Below are 17,455 nucleotides of genomic sequence, written 5' to 3'. Positions count from 1 at the left end.
TCTGTTGGCGAGAGAACATAGCCGGAGTTCGACACTGTGGTCAAGGCCACAGTCTCGAAGGGGGCTGGATCACTTCATGTTCGAAGAGTTCGGCGCGGAGGGCGTCTTGCGGTAGGCTTGGGATCAATTATGGTCGAGATGACTAATAGTGAGGTGGGGGAGATGAATCCGCTGGATCTGATTGCCGCACTGCAGCAGCCGTTGTTCACGCTGCTGGGGACGGCGGTGAGCTGGACCGAGGTGCTCGGTTTCGGCAGTGGGGCGCTGTGCGTGTGGTTGGTCGCTCGCCAGCACATCGCGAACTGGCCGATCGGCATCGCCAACAATGTGTTCTTCATTCTCTTGTTCACCCAGGCAGGGCTTTTCGCCGATGCGGGGTTGCAGGTGGTGTTCATCGCGCTGGCCGGATACGGGTGGTGGACGTGGGTGCACGGGTCCTCGCGCACCCAGCCACTGCCCGTATGTCGGACGACGCGGGTCGAATGGCTGGTGCTCGCGGCGTGCGGGGTGCTCGGTACTGCCGCGATCACCGTGCTGCTCGATACCGCCACCGAGTCCACCGTGCCGTTCTGGGATGCGCTGACCACCGCGCTGTCGCTGATGGCGACCTATGGGCAGTGCCGCAAACGGCTGGAGTCGTGGTGGCTGTGGATCGCGGCCGACATCGTCTACATCCCGCTCTATGCCTACAAGGGGCTGTTCCTGACGGCGCTGTTGTACCTCGGATTCCTCGCGCTGTGTGTTCGGGGTTTGATCGCGTGGCGCCGTGATGTGGTCGAGGCGCCGGTGGTGGTCGCGGCATGACGCGGTATGGGCACGGGCTGGTTCTCGGCAAGTTCTATCCACCGCATGCCGGACATCACCACTTGGTCCGCACCGCTGCCGCCCGCTGCAATCGGTTGACCGTGCTGGTCTGTGCCTCCTCGGTGGAGTCGATTCCACTCGCCGACCGGGTGGAGTGGATGCGCGAAATGCATTCGCAGCCAAGGATTTCCGTCGTCGGCGCCGTTGACGATGTACCGATGGACATCAGCGACCCCGCGATCTGGGACGCCCACATGGCGGTGTTCTTCGCTGCTGTTCCCGACCCCGTCGACGCGGTCTTCACCTCGGAGACTTACGGGGAGGAGCTGGGCCGACGCTTCGGCGCCGACGCGATCTGCGTCGACCCGCGGCGGCTGCGCCACCCGATCTCGGCGACCGAGATCCGCCGGAACCCGCTCGCGCACTGGGACTTCCTCTCCCCGCCGGTCCGTGCCGCGATGACCAAGCGGGTGGTGGTGCTCGGTGCGGAATCGACAGGAACGACGACCATGGCCGAGGCGCTCGCCGCGCACTACGGCGCCCGCTACGTCCCCGAGTACGGCCGCGAATACAGCGAACGAAAGCTGGCCGCCCTCGGTCCGGGTGGGCACTGGTCCGACGTCGAGTTCACTTCGCCGGAATTCCCGCTGATCGCCGCGCACCAGCAAGCAGTCGAGGATCGCGCGGCCCGCGAAACGGGGCCGGTACTCGTCTGCGATACGGATGCCTTCGCCACGACCATCTGGCACGAGCGCTACCTCGGCTTCGCCCATCCCGGCATCGTCGCCGAGCACCGCCAGCACCTGTGGTTGCTCACCGACCATGTCGGCGTCGCGTTCGAAGACGACGGTTTGCGCGACGGTGAACACCTACGGCCGTGGATGACCGAGCGTTTTCGCGACGAACTCACTCGCACCGGAAGGCGATTCACGATGCTGACCGGTCCGCACGAGCAACGCCTCGCCACCGCTGTCGCCGCTGTCGACGAGCTGCTGGCCGAAGGCTGGGCCATCGCGGACCCGCTGCCGGAACGCGCCGCAAGTGAACGGGCGTGCACCTAGTTCGCTGACAGCGCGCAAGACGGAGCACCCGGTGCGGGTTCGTCACAGCGCGAATGCGTACCGGTGGTGATCGGCCCAGGTCTTGTCGAGCGATGGCGCAGCGATGTTGCGAGCCTTGTTAGCGTGGCCGCGTTGTGCGATGCACGGTGAGAGGGAACGGATGAAGCGCGCGCTCATGGTGGTAGCGACCGGAGGATTGGCGCTGGCGGCGCTCGTCGGATGTTCGAGCGAGGAGCCCGGGTCCGCGGAAACGACGGCGTTGTTCGAGCCGTGCACCGGGGTTGCCGCGGACGCACTGCGGAAGGCCGGTGTCGACCCTGCGACGAAGGTGGCGGCCGGTGCGGCATCCGCGGGCTGGCAGACTTGCGCGTGGACCGGCGCCACTGCCCACCTGAGGGTGTTCTCGACCTCGCGAACCCTCGAGGAATTCGAAAACGAATCAGGCGCAACATCATTCACCGACGACACCGTCGCGGGCCGCACCGGCCGCCGACTCGGTGACACCCCTACCTCCTGCGACATTCTCTTCTCCGCAGCCCAAGGTGTAATCCGCATGGTCGTAGCGAACAACCCCACCCAGCCGACCACCGACGCCTGCGCCACCCTGCGCCACATGGGCGAATCGATCGTCCCGACCTTTCCCGCGTAGGCCGGCGAACCGCGACCGCCCGTCACTCCTGAGTGCTATTCGGTGACGACGGGGTTCAGGGTGCCAATGCCGGGATCACCTCGCGTTCGAACAGTTCGATGCCGGAGGTGTCGTAGGCCGCTTCTGGGAAGTTGAGGATGGCGTAGGTGAGGCCGAGATTCTTTACCTCGGTGAGGCGTTCGATGATCTGTTCGGGGGTGCCGACGGCTGCGCTGGTCGCGAATTGTTCGTGCACATAGGATTTCGCCTCATCGGCGCCGAGGAAGGGCGTGAAACGGTCGATGACGGCCGAAAGGCGTTCTTGTACTTCGGTTTCGGTGGTAGCGACGATGGCATTGAAGTTGGAGCTGCGGGTGATCGCCGAAAAGTCTGTGCCGACCTCGGAGCAGTGCCTGCGCAGGATGTCGGACTTGCGGGTGAACTCTTCGGGATTGCCGCTGAAGTTGGTGTAGTCGGCGTATCGGGCGGCGATGCGGAGGGTCTTCTTCTCGCCGCCACCGGCGATCCAGATCGGAATCCCGTTCTCCTGCAACGGTCGTGGGTGCACGATGGCGTCGTCGACCTGGTAGTACTTGCCGTCTAGCGTCGCCCGGCCGGTCTGCCACGCCTGGCGGAAGATCTGCACGCCTTCGTCCAGGCGGCCAAGCCGCTCACCGGCGGACGGGAAGCCGTAACCGTAAGCGCGCCACTCGTGTTCGTACCAGCCACCGCCGATGCCCATCTCCACCCGACCGCCCGAGATGAGGTCGACGGTGGCGGCCACCTTGGCGAGATAGGCAGGGTTGCGGTAGCTCACGGCGGTACACATCTGGCCCAGCCGCACGCGCGACGTGGTGGCCGCGAACGCCGCCATCAACGACCACGCCTCATGGGTCGCCTCGTCGGTGGGAACGGGCGTGGTGTGGAAGTGGTCGTAAACCCAGATCGACTCCCAGTCGGTGCCCGCGTCGAACCGCTGGGCCAGCTCGCGCATCACCGACCACTGATCGGCCGGTTCGATACCGACCAGATCCAGCCGCCAGCCCTGGGGAACGAAGATGCCGAAGCGCACAGGTTTTCTCCTGGAGTGAGAAGGGTGGAACTCGAGCGGCGCCACACGCCGCGGCTGTCGAGATCCACTGTTCCACTTCTCCGCGCTCAGGCAACTATTGTGCGCGCACCGCGCTGAACCCTGGACCGGCCGTTATGCATCGAAATTCGCTTGGCACGCGGGGAAAACCCGGGCATGCTGGCAGCTGTATGAACAATATTTCTCCACCCCGCCTCGGCGTCGACTTCGGCCGAGTGATCCAGGGGGCCGCGCTCACACCGGGCGCCGCGGACACCGTATTCCTTACCGGCGGCTTCGACGAAGCAATGCGCACCCCGCCCAGCCCCGCCGCGTTCGAAGTGCTCAACCGGCTGGTTAACCGCTTCGACGGCAACGCCTGGGTGATCTCGAAATGCGGCCCGCGGATCGAGCAACGCACCAGGCAATGGCTCGACCACCACGACTTCGCCGCCCGCACCGGCATTCCGCGAGAACACTTGCGCTTCTGTCGAACTCGCGGCGGCAAGGCACCGCACTGCGCTGAACTCGGCATCACCCACATGATCGACGACCGGCTCGATGTGCACAGGATCCTGCGCGATCTGGTGCCACGGCTGTATCTGTTCGGCGCGCAGACCGGGCAGGTCCCCGATTGGGTGACCCACACGCCCGACTGGCGTGCGGTCGAGCGTGCGGTCGGTGCGGATCTCGCAGGTCAGGCGCTCGGGTCGCCGTAGGAGGCGGCGATGTCCTTGCTGCTCGGCCAGCCGCTGTAGGTCGGCGACTGCGGCCAGCCCTCGGGGCTGTCCTGCCATTCCTCCTGACGCCCGTAGGGCAGCGCGTCGATGAGGCCGAAGCTGTAGGCGAGTTGCTCGGTGCCACGGCCGGCGGTGTGCCAGCTGCGGTAGACGGTGTCTCCGTCGCGCAGGAAGGTGTTCACGGCGAAGCCCTCGCCGGGGCCGGCGCCCATGTCGGTGCCGAACGGACTGTCCGCGGTCGAAAACCAGGTCATCGTGTTGCCGACGCGCTTCTTGTAGGCGAGTACCTCGTCCATCGGCCCCTGCGTCACGATGACGAATCGCGCGTCGTAGCCGTCGAGGAAATCCAGCCGTGCGTACTGCGCGGTGAGGCCGGTGCAGCCGCCACACTGCCAGGTGTTCCCCGGCGTCCACATGTGGTGATAGGTGATCAGCTGCGAGTGTCCGTCGAAGATGTCGGCGAGCGAAACATCGCTGCCGTCTTCGGCTTTCAGCGTGTAGCCGGGCAGGCGGACGGCGGGCAGGCGCCGCCGCTGGGCGGCGACGGCGTCGAGTTCACGCGTCGCCGCCTTCTCCCGGATCCTGAGCTGATCGAGTTCGGCCTGCCAGGCGTCGCGATCGACGATGGTGGGCAATGCGGTCATGATGGGCCACCCTTCGATGTATACGGTGTGCACATTTGATATGTTCACACCGTATACTTCATCGAAAGGGAGTTCAAGGGTTGGCCTATCACCATGGTGACCTCGCGGCGGCATTGGTCGAGGCCGGGCTGGAACTCACCAGATCCGGTGGCCCCGACGCGCTGACGATCCGCGAAGTCACCCGCCGGGTCGGCGTCACGCCGAACGCCGCCTACCGGCACTTTCCCGACCGGCAAGCTCTGCTGCGCGCGGTCTCGGCCGCGATCGAGTCCCGGATGGCCGAGGGGATGGAGCGCAGCCCGGCGGCGCCGCGTGCGAGCCTGCGCGCGGTCGGCCTCGGCTATATCGGCTTCGCCCTGCTCGAGCCGGGCTGGTTCGCGGTCGCGTTCTTCGGCGCCGGTGACACCTCGCCCGATTCGGTCGTCGACTCGCCCGCCTACCTCGCCCTCGCCGACGCGCTCGACATGATGGTGCACGTCGGCGACCTCGCTCCCGCGGCGCGTCCGGGTGCGACCTGGAGTTGCTGGTCCACCGTGCACGGATTCGCGGAACTGGCGTTGCGCGGGCCGTTGCGGCATCTGGACCGTGCGCAGCTGTGGCCTCTTGCCGAGCAGGCCGTCGACACCGTCATCGCCGGACTGCCGCCGGCGGTGTGATCGACGCCACTGTGACCAGTGGTACGCAAGCTCGAGGTGAAACGGGTGGGCTCCGCATGTATTCTCATAGGTGGAAGGGTGTGCCCGGGTGGGTACTCCAAGCGATCCGCGGAGCGAATACCCGCGGCGACTGCGAGGAGGTGGGGTTGCCATGCGCAACGAACCTCCCAGTCGAAGGCCGCGCGGCGTCGCCCCTTCGTCTTCGCACTGCAAATCCTGACCTGCTCGGTCCGGTCTGTGCGTGTCGGCCTCGGCGGTGGACGCCCCGCGGTGTGAACCACCGTCACTCGTTCCACTTTTCGCACATCCTGTAGCTGTGCCGCAGGCGTGTGCGCTGTAACGCCAGAGGACTCGATCATGTCGAACGTCGATCTCGTCACTACCCGTCATGTACCCACCGAAACCGTTGTGCCCGAGGTGGTTTCGCCGCGCCGGACCACCGTCGAAGATCACGCGGTCACCGAGGCGCTCGAAATCCTGTCCGAATCGGTGCGCGACATCGTCGAGACCCACCGGGTCTGTGGCGGTCTCGACTGGCTCGACAACCGTCCGCCGCACGTCATCGCCGACGCGCTGGCCCGCATGGACGCCGTGCAAGCCGGTGTCGTGTTCCGGCTGCTCGACAAGGAGCGCGCCCTCAGCGTGTTCGAAGAGCTCGAGCCGGTGGACCAGCAGCAGATCCTGCAGGGCCTGCGCGAGAAGAGCTTTCGCGATCTCGTCGAGGCGATGGACCCCGACGACCGCGCCCGCATGCTGCACGAAGCACCCGCCAAGGTCGCCAAGAAGGTACTCGCCGGGCTGAGCCCGCGCGAGCGCCGGATGACGGCCACGCTGCTCGGCTACCCCGAGGGCTCGGTCGGGCTGTACATGACACCGGAAGTTGTTGCGCTGCCGGACAATCTGACCGTCGCCCAGGCGCTGGGTTGTGTGCGCGCCAAGGGCAGCAACGCCGAAACTGTCTACACGCTGCCCGTGGTCGACCGCGGCCGCCGCCTCACCGGCATCGTCGAACTGCGTGAGCTGGTGCTGCATTCGCCGGACGCGATGGTGTCCGAACTCGTCGTCACCGAACCGCCGTTCGTGCGGGCCACCGATTCCGCGGAGAAGGCCGCCCGGCTGATGAGTTCCACCAACCTCATCAACCTGGTGGTCGTCGACAGCGAGGACCGGGTGGTCGGGCTGCTCACCATCGACGACGCGATGGAGGTGCTCGAGGCCGCCGACAGTGAGGACGTCGCCAAGCAGGCTGGTTCGGCGCCGTGGGAGGGCCACTACATGGCCGCCAAGGTGTTCCAGCTGGCGCGCTACCGGGCGCTGTGGTTGACGCTGCTGTTGTTCGCGGCCACCCTGACGGTAAGTGTCACCGACATGTTCGCCACGACACTCGAGCAGGCGGCGAGCCTGGCGCTGTTCATCCCGTTGCTGATCGGGGCGGGCGGCAACGCCGGTGCGCAGGCCGCGACGGCATGCGTGCGAGCGCTGGCGGTCGGCGAGGTGCGCGTCTCGGATCTGTTCAAGGTGATCTGGCGCGAATGCCGGGTGGGGCTGGTGCTCGGCAGCATGCTGGCAGCCGCCGGGCTGCTGATCGGCACGGTGTTCGTCGGCCCGAGGATCGCCATTGTCGTGGCCATCACCTTGGTGGTCATCTGCGGCTGGGCGGCGACCATCGGCGGCACGATGCCGTTGCTGGCCAAGAAGTTCCGCATCGACCCCGCGGTCGTGTCGGCGCCGATGGTGACCACGCTGGTCGATGCGACCGGGCTGATCATCTACTTCACCACCGCGAAGCTGGTGCTGGGGATCTGAAGCTGGTGCTGGGGATCTAACGCGCTGGGAAGAGCGTGAGCGCCTGTGCCATGACGTCCTTGGCGACGTCGTCGGTGGCGGCGACCACCTCGACAACCGGGATGCGCCTGCCGAACGCGGTGGATTCGGCGGGCAGTTCCGGGCCGACGGCCGCGGTGTAGATCGGGATCGAGCTGTCGTAGACCGAGACCGAACGGTGCACGGTGCGGCCGTCGATCTTGTCCTCGGTGCTGTTGGCGGCCAGATAGTCGGGCACGCGGTACTCGTAGCTCACGGTGATCTTCTCGCCGCGATAACCGAACAGGCACTGGGTGAGCCGCTGTTCGTCGTCGGGGACGGCGCCTGCCAGCTTGCCGCGGACCGTGCACGGATCGGCGCCGAGCAGCACGGTCGGTGCGGTATCGGGGGAGGTGCCCTGTTTCGGTGACTGAAGCCAGCGTTCGATCATGCCGGGCATCAGTTCGCCGGCGACCGTGCACGGGTTCTTGCCCGGTGTGGAAAGGCCGAGGTAGAAGGCCGCGCTCGACGGGAACCGGGCGGTCGCACCGCAGGCGCGTGGTTCGCCCGTATCGCGGTCGGGAACTGTGCGTACGCTCGCCTCGCCGACCTGCGTGGTGACACCTCTGCCGCTCGCGCCGAGGCTGCTCAGCAGGGTGGCGTGCCAGGTCAAGGTGGAATCCGCGCCGTCTTTGTCACTGCCGATAATGGCCCGGCACGAATCCAGGCCGACGGTCACGCTCTTGACCTCGCCGAGCTTTGCCAGGGTGTCGCGGGGGAGCAGCGCGCAGACATCGATCTGGCGTGTCGCCTGGGCTACCTCGGCGCGCTGGTTCGCATCCTGGGGGACCTTCGACCAGAACTCGGCGGGCTGGGCGGGAATCACCGGTGCGGGCGGCGGCGGCAACTTCCCGTAATCGGGTGGATTGCCCGCGTCGTCACTCCCGCATCCGGCGCACACGAGCAACGCGGCAGCGGCCAGCGCCATCCTGCGATACATCGGTACCCCTGTCCTCGGCGGATCCGGGCCCGGACCCGCGCCCGACCCACCGAGTCTGCCTGTGGCGGCAACCCTCGCGCAAACATCACGCCAGGTCGTTCTCAGAACGTTGTCGTCAGCGCACCAGCGCCGGGGTGCCAGCGCACCAGCGCCGGGGTGTCAGCGCCCAGCGCCGGGGTGTCAGCGCACCAGTGGCAGGGTTTCGCGCATGACCTTCTCCGCGATCGCCGAGTGGGCCGTGACCGAGACAGTCGGCACGCGCCGACCGAGCAGCGCGTCGGTCGGCCCTGGTGCGAGGCCGGGGCCGACTACGGCAGTCAGCGACGCCAGTTCGGGCTGGGCGGTGTCGAACCGGTACACCTGGCGGGTGCCAACGGTGAATGCGGGGGTGTCGTCGATGATCGAGCGTTCCTCGTTGTAGTCGTAGGTGACGATCGCATCGTGCCCGTCGACGCTCAACTTGCACGTGGTGACGCGCTGATCGGCCACCGGCACCCGGACACCGAGCAACGGCGCGACCGCACACGGATCGGCCCCGGTGACCACTGCCCGATCCGAATCCGGCGAGTAACCCTGCGGCGGCTCGTTTCGCCACTCGGTCAACGCGATCCGCAACAGTGCCTTCGCCGACACGCACGCATCCTGGGGTGCCCGCACACTCAACGACAGATCGGCCCCCGCCACGAACCGCGCCCACGCCTGACATGCTCCACGAACCTGCGGATCGGCCGACGCCGCGGGCTCGGCATGCAACAGCGCCCGCACATCCCCCATCGATTCCTCGTCCACCGGGCCGTCCATGCTCGGCTCACCCTCGAACATCACCCCGGTACTCCAGGTCGCATCGATCCCGGTGAGATGGCCCTCGACGGCGATGCTGAGCCGGCACTGATTCGGATGCACGTTCTCGATGTCACGCACGGTGCCGAGGGCGCCGAGCGACGCGCGCGGGAGCAGCGCGCACACATCGATCGCCCTGACCTTGCGCAGGACGGCGAGCTTGTCCTGATCGGAAACCGCTGCGGTGGACCAGAATCCACCTTGGGGCATGGAGTCCGGCGCGGATTCGCTCCCGCAGGCGACCATCGTCAGCACCGCGGCGGCGAGCAGGATCAGCTGGCGCACAGGGGTTCTCCTTGTCCGGTTCAGGCGGCGGGGAAGAGTTCGACGGTTGCGCGAAGGGCGGATTCGAGGGCCGCGCGGTCCTTGCCGAAGACTTGGACGACGGGGACATTCGGCCCGAGGAGTGTGGAACCGGGTCCCGGCAGCGCTGGGCCGACAACGGCGGTGTAGGAAGCATATTCGCCCGCGTTAGAACTGGAGCCGTAGCCTCGGTGGCCGTTGATGACGAAGATGGGCTCCCCGACGGCGGAGATATCTCGGGCTTGATAGCGGTAGTCCACATCGACGGAAGCATCGCGGAAAGTGAACTGGCACGACCACATTCGTAGATCGAGAACCGTGACCGCGGCGTTGAGCACGGTGGCGACCTCGCACGGGTCTTTGCCCTGCAGCGCGGTCCGCGGGGTATCTGGGGAGGTGCCCTGCGGCGGTTCGGTGGCGAGTCCGCCCATCGCGCGGGCCAGCGCGGACTCCGCGGCCGGGCACGGTTCGGTGCCGAGTGGTGTTCGCACATGTACCGGGAGGGTGGCTGTATTAGCGAAAGCTACGGTGGCGACGCAACTTCGGTCCAGCTGTCCTTCGACCAGGGGGGAGTTATCGAGATCGCCCAGAACCCCGACGGTGATGCCGTCCACCTCTTCACGCTTGGACTCTCCCCAGCCGTACCCGCTCGGCGCGACACCGATCGCCCAACTGACCGAGGTGCCCTTGCCGCTCTCGGTGGAGTCGAACTTCGCTTCGCACCTGTTCGGGCCATCGTTCTCGACCTCGATCAACGTGCCGAGTTTCGCCAGGTCGGTCCGGGGGATGAGCGCGCACGGGTCGATCGCGCGAAGGCGTCGCAGCAGTTCGAGGCGCTGCTCATCGGTGGTCGGCGCGGTCTTCCAGTACGCGGGCATCGCGGAAGCGGCTTCGATCGGTGTGGCGGGCCGATGCTTGGGCAGGTTCTCCTGGCAGGCAGTGAGCCCGATCATGACCGCGGCGGCCGCCGCGTAACGACGCAACAGCATCGATAATTCCCCCTCGCGCGGGACGACTCCCGCTTGCCGCCGGCCCGCGATCGAGCCCTATCGAATGTCCAGTCTGCCGGATCGGCACACGTGGGGAGGTGCCGGGTAGTGGCCGCCCTCACCGGCGGCGGCCACCGCTCACACGCATGTGGCGAATCACTGGCGATGCGATGGTGGTGTGTGCGCGATCGTGCCGCACAATGGTGGCCGCGTGGGTGGTGTGGGTGTTCGGCCGGTCAGGTCGAGTTCTCCGCGCCGCAACACAAGCTGTAGTGCTCCCAGAGGTTGTCACCCACTACGAGTAGTGTTCTGGGTGAAAGGCCTCGTGCACGGCGGCGAGTGCGGGTCATCAGGTCTGGCGGAAAGGTGTGGAAGCGGAATGAAGCTCATCGATCGGGCGTCGGCCATCAACTGGAATCGGGTGCCCGATGAGAAGGATGCCGAGGTCTGGGATCGGCTGACCGGCAACTTCTGGTTGCCCGAGAAGGTCCCGGTGTCCAACGACATCCCGTCCTGGAACACCCTCACCCCGGACGAGAAGCAGCTCACCATGCGGGTCTTCACCGGCCTGACGCTGCTCGACACCATCCAGGGCACCGTCGGCGCGGTCAGCCTGATCCCGGATGCGATCACCCCGCACGAGCAGGCGGTGTACACCAACATCGCGTTCATGGAGTCGGTGCACGCCAAGAGCTACAGCTCCATCTTCTCCACCCTGTGCTCCACCAAGGAGATCGACGAGGCGTTCCGCTGGTCGGAGGAGAATCGCAACCTGCAGCGCAAGGCCGAGATCGTCCTGTCGTACTACAACGGCGACGACCCGCTCAAGCGCAAGGTCGCCTCCACGCTGCTGGAGAGTTTCCTGTTCTACTCCGGCTTCTACCTGCCGATGCACTGGTCCTCGCGGGCCAAGCTCACCAACACCGCCGACATGATCCGCCTGATCATTCGCGACGAGGCCGTGCACGGGTACTACATCGGCTACAAGTACCAGAAGGGCCTCGAGCTGGTCTCCCAGGCCGAGCGCGACGAGCTGAAGAACTACACCTTCGAGTTGCTCTTCGAGCTCTACGACAACGAGGTCGACTACACCCAGGACCTCTACGACGAGGTCGGCCTCACCGAGGACGTCAAGAAGTTCCTGCGCTACAACGCCAACAAGGCGCTGATGAACCTCGGCTACGAGGGTCTGTTCCCGAAGGACGAGTGCGAGGTGAACCCGGCGATCCTGTCGGCGCTGTCGCCCAACGCCGACGAGAACCACGACTTCTTCTCGGGTTCGGGTTCCAGCTACGTCATCGGCAAGGCGATCAACACCGAAGACGCGGACTGGGAGTTCTGAGCGAACTCGACGGCAACGGCGGCGGAGCGTATTCCGCCGCCGTTCTGCTACTCCGGGGCGGTCGCCCGGGTGTATCGCGCGGCGATCAGGCGTAGATGGTCGGTCAGTTCCGGGCCGTGCTCGATGTCGAAGTCGGTGTCGAGGGCGCCGAGGAGGAAGGTCAGTCCGCGGGGGGTGTCGGCGCCGATCTCTAGGCGGCAGGAGTGGGCGTCGATCGGTTCGACGGTGGCGTAGGTGGCCGCGGAGCGGGCCTGTTCGGAGTCGGCGGGCACGTGCAGTCGCACGGTGGCGCGGTAGGGCCAGAGCTGGGCGACACCTTTCGCCACGTGCGCCGCGGCGCCGCCACCGGGGATCTGGCGCGGCGAAAAGCGCGGGCCAACGGGGATTTTGGGCGCGCGCGAGCCCGGTCCTTCAGGGCTGGGTTAGCGCATCAATTTCGGCCTTCCTGGGGCACGGGGCGGCCGTTGCTGTTGCTCGATGTACTGCCTCACGATGGAGATCGGCGCGCCACCGCAGGACGCGGCGAGGTAACTGGGACTCCACAGGTGTCCGTTCATGCTGTGCTGGTTCACCCAGTGCCGGTACTCGTCACGAAGGCGGCGAGCCGACACCCCCTTGAGGCTGTTCACCAGCCTCGACACCGCGACCTTGGGCGCGTACTCGACGAGCAGGTGCACATGGTCGGTTTCGCCGTTGAATTCGACGAGGGTCGCTTCGAAGTCGGTGCACACCTCGCGCATTACCCGCTCGCAGGTGGTGAGCATGTCGTCGGTGAGCAGCCCGCGCCGATATTTCGTGACGAAGACCAAGTGGACATGCATGGCGGAAACAACGCTGCGGCCACGCCGATAATCGTCAGTAGAAATCATAGGCCAATACGGTACTCTCGATCTTGTGCAGCTCCGGTACAACTATCGCGTGTATCCGACGCCGGGCCAACAGGATTCGTTGGCTCGGGTGTTCGGTTGCGCGCGCGTGGTGTACAACGACGCACTACGCGCCCGCCGCGATGCTCACGCCGCAGGGCTCCCGTACATCAAGGACTCGGCGTTGCAAACCAGGGTGATCACCGAGGCCAAGCGGACACCGGAACGGGCGTGGCTCGCCGAAGTGTCATCGGTGGCACTGGTTCAAGCGTTGGGCGACCTGCACACCGCCTACCGCAACTTCTTCGCCTCCGTCACTGGGAAACGCAAGGGCGCGAGGGTCGCGGCTCCGAGGTTTCGGTCCCGCAAGGACAACCGGCAGGCGATCCGGTTCACCCGCAACGGTTTCTCGCTGCGCCCGAACCGGCGGCTGTATATCGCGAAGATCGGCGAACTGAAGGTCGCGTGGTCGCGGGAACTGCCCGCCGACCCGTCGTCGGTGACTGTCGTCAAGGACGCGGCGGGCCGCTATTTCGCGTCGTTCGTTGTCGAGGTCGACGCGCAGCCGCTTGCGCTGGTCGATTCCGAGGTCGGAATCGACCTGGGCTTGACCACGTTCGCGGTCCTGTCGGACGGGAAGATGATCACCTCGCCAAGGTTCCTGCGGCAGGCGGAACGCCGGTTGCGGAAGGCGCAGCAGTCGTTGTCCCGCAAGGACAAAGGCTCGAAGAATCGGGCCAAGGCGCGGCTGCGGGTCGCGAAGGCTCATGCGAGGGTGGCCGATACGCGCCGGGATTGGGCGCACAAACAGTCCACGACGATCATCCGCGACAACCAAGCGGTCTACGTCGAGGACCTGTGTGTGAAGGGCTTGGCCCGGACCCGGTTGGCGAAGTCGGTGCACGATGCCGGGTGGGGCATGTTCACTTCCATGTTGGAGGAGAAGGCCGCGCGGTACGGGCGGACGTTCGCCAAGGTGGATCGCTGGTTCCCGTCGACCCGCCTGTGTTCCGAGTGTGGAGTCGTGGGCGAGAAGAAGCCGTTGCATGTCCGGGAATGGACGTGCGGGTGTGGTGCGGTCCACGATCGCGATCTGAACGCCGCGATCAACATCCTCGCCGCCGGACAGGCGGAGAGGCTAAACGTCTGCGGAGGGGCTGTAAGTCCTGCCGCCTAGCGGAAGGCACGTCCCTGTGAAACAGGAACCCGCCGGAGAACCGCGAGGTTCAGGAGGAATCCCGGCCCTTCAGGGCCGGGAGGATGTCAACAACGTGATGCTCTACTCGCTCGCTCTGGCACTCACCGGCACCGCGGCTTCGTCAGCCGCGCTGTATTACGAGGCCACCCACGTTCGCTCCTGGGAGACCACGCCGCTGACCACACCCACCGGCGTCGCGGTCTTCGCCGAGGACATCGCGATCCGGCGCTACGCCGATGCGGATACCGACATCGTGCACTGGTCGGAGTTCGACCGGGTGGCCACTTCGGGGCGATGGAAATACCGGACTTGTTCGTCGCCGATGTGCGTACGTTCTTCCGTGGACTGCGCCGAATCAGCGGTTTCTCGGCAGAGCAGGCGGCGCCGACCCCGCGTCGGCGCCGCCGAGTTCGCTCAGCCGAGCGCGGCCGGGCCGCGGCGGGTCCAATTCTAGCAAGTGGCCTTGTTGAGAACAAACGGATCTGCTGACATGCGGCAATCGGTAGGCTGAGCTGCGTGACGTCGACCGACAAGAGCCAAGTCCCCTCCCGGCGCATCCAGGGTCTGGACGCCGAACAGCGCCGTGCGCGCAGGCGTGAACAGATCCTCGCCGCCGCCTTCGACCTGATCGCCGCCGAGGGCTACGTCAACACCGCGATCGAGCAGATCTGCCAGACCGCGTTCGTCGGCAACAAAGCCTTCTACGAACTCTTCGAGAGCAAAGAAGACTGCTACCTGGCGCTGCTACAGCAGCAGAGCGAACGCGCACAGGACATGGTCGCCACCGCGCTGTCCGAATCCTCGGGCGACCGCGACAACGTGGTCGCCGCCGTCATCGGCGCCTTCGCCCATTCGATGGTCGACGACCCGCGCGTGGCGAAGGTGACTTTCGGTGAGGCGAGCGGCATTTCGGCAAAGGTCGAACAGCAGCGGCGCGTCAACCGCCGCTGGGCCGCTCAGTTCCTCGAAATCCTGTGGCGGGAAAACGGATTCGTGCCCCCCGAGGAAATCGGCGTAGACCTGCACGCCCTGGCCGTCTCCACAATCGGCGGTCTGTTCGAGAACGTCGCCGACTGGCTCCACACCGACGCCGGTGCGACGGGCGAGATCGATGTGCTGATCAGGGATCTGATGGCTTTTATCGAGATCGTGCATCTCGGCTTGGCCGTTGCCGCGGACCGTTCAGCGCGCTGAGGGCGCCCGGTCGCCTAGCCGAATCGGTCCGCGGTTCGGTGGTGCGCGCGGTCGAACTGGTGTCGGTCTTCGCCGTGCTCGGCGGCGGCCTGGCCCTGTTCGCGCTGCTGGTGATCGGCGGAACTTGGCTGATCGTGGACCGATTGTCCCGCCGATCGCGATGACGTGTGAATGAGTCACCACTGACGACGCCTGTCAGCGGGGTGCGGGGCCGCCGGGGGGTGGGCCGCCGGGTGCGCCGTTGCTAGAGGGCGGGGCGCCCGGAAAACCGTTGTCGGACTGGATGTTCTGGGATTTGGCTGCTACGCCGATGGTGAGTGAGACGGACAGGCCGGTGGTGGGGGTGCAGGTGACCGTGGCCAGTTCGGCGTCCCAGCCGTCGCCGAAGACGCCGTCGGAGGACAGGGTCACGCCGGACATGTTGCGGGTGCTGTTCACATAGCCGGGGTCGGCGTCGAAGACCGAGGTGCAGGCGTCTTGGGGGAGGGCGATCTGGGAGGTGAGGCGGGCGTTGTCGCCCGCGACCGCGGTCGACAGGGAGTCGTAGACCTCGAAGTGGATGTGTGGCCAGCGACCGGCGTAGCAGGCCGGGAAGATCGAGGTGAAGCGTACGGTGCCGTTGTCGTCGGCCACTTGGACGCCGCGCAGATAGTTCTGTTCGGTGGCGCCCTCGGTATAGAGGGAGTACCGGCCCTCGCGGTCGCAATGCCACACGTATACCGCCATCCCGGTGCCCGCGGCGTTCCCGACGAGGTCGCGCAGGTTCAGCGTGAGCGTCATCGGAACACCCTGGGCGGTACCGGAATACGTGCCGAAGCTGGTGGTGATATCGGAGCGCACCACGCCGGATTCGATCAGGACATTGGGTCCGTTGGAACCGTCACCCGGGTAGGGGCCCGCCGTCTCCTGCGGTGCCGCGGCGGGGGTTTCCGCTGACGCGGAAGTGGTGCCATCGGGCGAACTCGTGCTAGAGCCGGTGCTGTCGGTCGAAGTCGCGCAGCCCGCCGCCGCCGCGATCCCGGCCACGCCGAGAAAACTCAGCGCTCGCCGACGTGACATCACTCGAAGATCGTGCCCTAGTCCCAGGTCGTGCTCGCCCATCGCTGCTCCTTCGCTGCCGTGTTGTCGACCACGTTAAGCACGTGGACTGCGTCGGAGCTGCGAACACGCTGGGAGGTAGCTGGGAGTCAGTCGGTGACGTAGCCGTTGAGGCTGTTGCGCAGGTCGGTGAGGATGGCGCGGGCGGCGGTGATACCTGTTGTGTGCCAGATCTTGTCGTCGACCGCGAAGACGCGCTTGTCGGTCGAGGCGCCGAGTTCTTCGAACTGGTCCGAGCGCAGGACCTGTTTGCCGTGCTGCTCGCCGTCGGGGCCGTCGAACATCACGTAGATGAGGTCGCCCTCGGCCTTGGTGGCGAGGTCGGCTTCGGTGATGTCGAAGGAGGGCCCGCGCTGGGCGGTCGGGCGTTGCACGCCCACGTCGGAAAGGACTTGGGCCGCAAAGGTTTCCGAGCCTTGGACCTGAGTGGTGCCGGCGGTGAAGCGCAGCACCGAGGCCTGGGACTGGCGCGCGTTCAGTGCGGGGCCGAGGTCGTGGGCCTCGGTGAGGTAGTTCCGCAGGGCGATGTCGGCGGCGCCGTCGCGGTTCATCCCCGCGGAGTAGGCGGCGAAATCGGACTGCCAGCTTCCGCCCGCACCGATCAGGACGGTCGGGGCGATCTTGCTCAGCGCGTCGTAACTACCCGCTGCCGGGGCGACGTCGCCGAGGATCAGGTCGGGCTTCAGCTCGGCGATCCGTGCCGGATCGGCCTGACCGATCGGGCCGACGCTCGGCACCTTCAGCACGCCGTAACCCAGGTACATCGGCTGCGAACGATCGCCGTCGAGGGTGACCGCGCCCGCGACCCGCTCCCACAGGCCGAGCGCGCAGGCCGCGTCGAGTGCCGAGGTGGTGAGTACCACGATGCGTTGCGGGTCGGCGGGAACCTGCGAGACCCCGGCGGTGTGGGTGACCGTGCGGGTCGCGCCGGAGCCCGCATCGGGCGCGCTCGGCAACGGGCACGCGGTCGCGGTGTCGCGGGCAGCGCCGACCACGCCCGCGCCCGCGATATTCGTGGTGGTGCGGATGATCGTGCTCGCGTCATCGGTTTTCTCCGCGCACCCCGCGGTGAGCACGGCGGCGCACAGCAACGCGGCGGCCACAACGAAGCCGCGCGAGCGGACGCGCCCGCCCGGCTCGGCGGTGCGACGGAATCGGGTGCGGTTTCGGGCGCTCGCCAGCATGCGCACGAGGGTACTGCGTGGCCGCCGGTGTGAGTG

General features: G+C 66.7%; 20 protein-coding genes. 11 read left to right on the top strand and 9 right to left on the bottom strand.

Features of this window, described 5'->3' with window-relative positions; genetic code table 11:
- The first annotated feature begins 138 nt into the window (after window positions 1-138).
- The 3 genes from pnuC to ACFXKN_RS11095 all read left to right on the top strand — a co-directional run bounded on the left by pnuC (window position 139) and on the right by ACFXKN_RS11095 (window position 2,514).
- On the top strand, window positions 139-804 hold the full coding sequence (gene pnuC, locus ACFXKN_RS11105; RefSeq protein WP_379432924.1) for a nicotinamide riboside transporter PnuC: 666 nt from the start codon (window positions 139-141) through the stop codon (window positions 802-804).
- Entirely contained in the window at window positions 801-1,865 is a 1,065-nt protein-coding gene (locus tag ACFXKN_RS11100) for an AAA family ATPase (protein ID WP_379432923.1), read from the top strand. The genes pnuC and ACFXKN_RS11100 overlap by 4 nt, the downstream gene beginning before the upstream one ends.
- A gap of 160 nt (window positions 1,866-2,025) precedes the next feature.
- Window positions 2,026-2,514, top strand: a complete 489-nt coding sequence (locus ACFXKN_RS11095) for a DUF3558 family protein (RefSeq protein WP_379432922.1) — start codon at window positions 2,026-2,028, stop codon at window positions 2,512-2,514.
- A gap of 55 nt (window positions 2,515-2,569) precedes the next feature.
- Here ACFXKN_RS11095 and ACFXKN_RS11090 read toward each other — a convergent pair whose 3' ends face one another.
- Window positions 2,570-3,565, bottom strand: a complete 996-nt coding sequence (locus tag ACFXKN_RS11090; protein ID WP_379432921.1) for an LLM class F420-dependent oxidoreductase — start codon at window positions 3,563-3,565, stop codon at window positions 2,570-2,572.
- A gap of 188 nt (window positions 3,566-3,753) precedes the next feature.
- On the opposite strand from ACFXKN_RS11090, the gene ACFXKN_RS11085 reads away from it, so the two are divergent.
- Complete coding sequence (locus ACFXKN_RS11085) at window positions 3,754-4,281, top strand: hypothetical protein (RefSeq protein WP_379432920.1); 528 nt, start codon at window positions 3,754-3,756, stop codon at window positions 4,279-4,281.
- Here the strand turns inward: ACFXKN_RS11085 and ACFXKN_RS11080 are convergent.
- Entirely contained in the window at window positions 4,260-4,946 is a 687-nt protein-coding gene (locus ACFXKN_RS11080) for a DUF899 family protein (RefSeq protein ID WP_379432919.1), read from the bottom strand. The genes ACFXKN_RS11085 and ACFXKN_RS11080 overlap by 22 nt on opposite strands.
- 80 nt (window positions 4,947-5,026) lie before the next feature.
- Here ACFXKN_RS11080 and ACFXKN_RS11075 point away from each other — a divergent pair, with 80 nt between their 5' ends.
- Window positions 5,027-5,602 carry a TetR/AcrR family transcriptional regulator gene (locus ACFXKN_RS11075; RefSeq protein WP_379432918.1) on the top strand — a complete coding sequence of 192 codons (576 nt, stop codon included), beginning with the start codon at window positions 5,027-5,029 and terminating at the stop codon, window positions 5,600-5,602.
- A gap of 357 nt (window positions 5,603-5,959) precedes the next feature.
- A complete protein-coding gene (gene mgtE, locus ACFXKN_RS11070; protein ID WP_378953277.1) occupies window positions 5,960-7,408 on the top strand; it encodes a magnesium transporter in 1,449 nt (482 codons plus the stop codon).
- A 16-nt stretch (window positions 7,409-7,424) separates the two neighbouring features.
- On the opposite strand, the gene ACFXKN_RS11065 is transcribed toward mgtE, so the two are convergent.
- From ACFXKN_RS11065 to ACFXKN_RS11055, 3 genes are all read right to left on the bottom strand, one after another.
- Window positions 7,425-8,405 (bottom strand): peptidase, encoded by a 981-nt coding sequence (locus ACFXKN_RS11065; RefSeq protein ID WP_378953279.1) that lies wholly within the window; start codon window positions 8,403-8,405, stop codon window positions 7,425-7,427.
- A 180-nt stretch (window positions 8,406-8,585) separates the two neighbouring features.
- On the bottom strand, window positions 8,586-9,530 hold the full coding sequence (locus tag ACFXKN_RS11060; protein WP_379432917.1) for a hypothetical protein: 945 nt from the start codon (window positions 9,528-9,530) through the stop codon (window positions 8,586-8,588).
- Window positions 9,531-9,550: 20 nt separating this feature from the next.
- A complete protein-coding gene (locus tag ACFXKN_RS11055; RefSeq protein ID WP_379432916.1) occupies window positions 9,551-10,537 on the bottom strand; it encodes a hypothetical protein in 987 nt (328 codons plus the stop codon).
- Window positions 10,538-10,916: 379 nt separating this feature from the next.
- On the opposite strand from ACFXKN_RS11055, the gene nrdF reads away from it, so the two are divergent.
- Window positions 10,917-11,879 (top strand): class 1b ribonucleoside-diphosphate reductase subunit beta, encoded by a 963-nt coding sequence (gene nrdF, locus ACFXKN_RS11050; RefSeq protein ID WP_378953286.1) that lies wholly within the window; start codon window positions 10,917-10,919, stop codon window positions 11,877-11,879.
- Between the two features lie 47 nt (window positions 11,880-11,926).
- On the opposite strand, the gene ACFXKN_RS11045 is transcribed toward nrdF, so the two are convergent.
- Together ACFXKN_RS11045 and tnpA are read right to left on the bottom strand one after the other, a co-directional pair.
- Entirely contained in the window at window positions 11,927-12,205 is a 279-nt protein-coding gene (locus tag ACFXKN_RS11045) for a hypothetical protein (protein WP_378953288.1), read from the bottom strand.
- Between the two features lie 96 nt (window positions 12,206-12,301).
- The gene (gene tnpA / locus ACFXKN_RS11040) at window positions 12,302-12,748 is read right to left on the bottom strand and encodes an IS200/IS605 family transposase (protein WP_378953290.1); all 447 of its coding nucleotides are present in this window, start codon (window positions 12,746-12,748) and stop codon (window positions 12,302-12,304) included.
- Between the two features lie 25 nt (window positions 12,749-12,773).
- Between tnpA and ACFXKN_RS11035 the strand changes: the two genes are divergently transcribed.
- The 4 genes from ACFXKN_RS11035 to ACFXKN_RS11020 all read left to right on the top strand — a co-directional run bounded on the left by ACFXKN_RS11035 (window position 12,774) and on the right by ACFXKN_RS11020 (window position 15,301).
- Window positions 12,774-13,922, top strand: coding sequence for an RNA-guided endonuclease InsQ/TnpB family protein (locus tag ACFXKN_RS11035; protein ID WP_378953292.1), 1,149 nt, complete (start codon window positions 12,774-12,776; stop codon window positions 13,920-13,922).
- A 94-nt stretch (window positions 13,923-14,016) separates the two neighbouring features.
- Entirely contained in the window at window positions 14,017-14,397 is a 381-nt protein-coding gene (locus tag ACFXKN_RS11030; protein WP_378953294.1) for a hypothetical protein, read from the top strand.
- Between the two features lie 62 nt (window positions 14,398-14,459).
- On the top strand, window positions 14,460-15,137 hold the full coding sequence (locus ACFXKN_RS11025) for a TetR/AcrR family transcriptional regulator (RefSeq protein WP_378953296.1): 678 nt from the start codon (window positions 14,460-14,462) through the stop codon (window positions 15,135-15,137).
- 41 nt (window positions 15,138-15,178) lie between these two features.
- Window positions 15,179-15,301 (top strand): hypothetical protein, encoded by a 123-nt coding sequence (locus ACFXKN_RS11020; RefSeq protein WP_378953298.1) that lies wholly within the window; start codon window positions 15,179-15,181, stop codon window positions 15,299-15,301.
- Between the two features lie 31 nt (window positions 15,302-15,332).
- Here the strand turns inward: ACFXKN_RS11020 and ACFXKN_RS11015 are convergent, their stop codons facing one another.
- Window positions 15,333-16,238, bottom strand: coding sequence for a dioxygenase (locus tag ACFXKN_RS11015; RefSeq protein WP_378953300.1), 906 nt, complete (start codon window positions 16,236-16,238; stop codon window positions 15,333-15,335).
- A gap of 86 nt (window positions 16,239-16,324) precedes the next feature.
- Window positions 16,325-17,419: an ABC transporter substrate-binding protein gene (locus ACFXKN_RS11010; RefSeq protein ID WP_379432915.1), complete on the bottom strand. Its 1,095-nt coding sequence runs from the start codon at window positions 17,417-17,419 to the stop codon at window positions 16,325-16,327.
- Between the last annotated feature and the right edge of the window lie 36 nt (window positions 17,420-17,455).

Origin of the sequence: Nocardia sp. NPDC059195 (assembly GCF_042754695.1) — a bacterium.
Lineage (GTDB): Bacteria > Actinomycetota > Actinomycetes > Mycobacteriales > Mycobacteriaceae > Nocardia.
This window is presented reverse-complemented; position numbering and strand designations above follow the sequence as displayed.

What these genes read in the sequence shown, in the direction of transcription:
- ACFXKN_RS11015 (WP_378953300.1), bottom strand. Translation starts at nt 16,238, where the DNA reads ATGGGCGAGCACGACCTGGGACTAGGGCACGATCTTCGAGTGATGTCA.
- pnuC (WP_379432924.1), top strand. Translation starts at nt 139, where the DNA reads ATGACTAATAGTGAGGTGGGGGAGATGAATCCGCTGGATCTGATTGCC.
- mgtE (WP_378953277.1), top strand. Translation starts at nt 5,960, where the DNA reads ATGTCGAACGTCGATCTCGTCACTACCCGTCATGTACCCACCGAAACC.
- ACFXKN_RS11010 (WP_379432915.1), bottom strand. Translation starts at nt 17,419, where the DNA reads ATGCTGGCGAGCGCCCGAAACCGCACCCGATTCCGTCGCACCGCCGAG.
- ACFXKN_RS11095 (WP_379432922.1), top strand. Translation starts at nt 2,026, where the DNA reads ATGAAGCGCGCGCTCATGGTGGTAGCGACCGGAGGATTGGCGCTGGCG.
- ACFXKN_RS11055 (WP_379432916.1), bottom strand. Translation starts at nt 10,537, where the DNA reads ATGCTGTTGCGTCGTTACGCGGCGGCCGCCGCGGTCATGATCGGGCTC.
- tnpA (WP_378953290.1), bottom strand. Translation starts at nt 12,748, where the DNA reads ATGATTTCTACTGACGATTATCGGCGTGGCCGCAGCGTTGTTTCCGCC.
- ACFXKN_RS11100 (WP_379432923.1), top strand. Translation starts at nt 801, where the DNA reads ATGACGCGGTATGGGCACGGGCTGGTTCTCGGCAAGTTCTATCCACCG.
- ACFXKN_RS11080 (WP_379432919.1), bottom strand. Translation starts at nt 4,946, where the DNA reads ATGACCGCATTGCCCACCATCGTCGATCGCGACGCCTGGCAGGCCGAA.
- ACFXKN_RS11085 (WP_379432920.1), top strand. Translation starts at nt 3,754, where the DNA reads ATGAACAATATTTCTCCACCCCGCCTCGGCGTCGACTTCGGCCGAGTG.
- nrdF (WP_378953286.1), top strand. Translation starts at nt 10,917, where the DNA reads ATGAAGCTCATCGATCGGGCGTCGGCCATCAACTGGAATCGGGTGCCC.
- ACFXKN_RS11065 (WP_378953279.1), bottom strand. Translation starts at nt 8,405, where the DNA reads ATGTATCGCAGGATGGCGCTGGCCGCTGCCGCGTTGCTCGTGTGCGCC.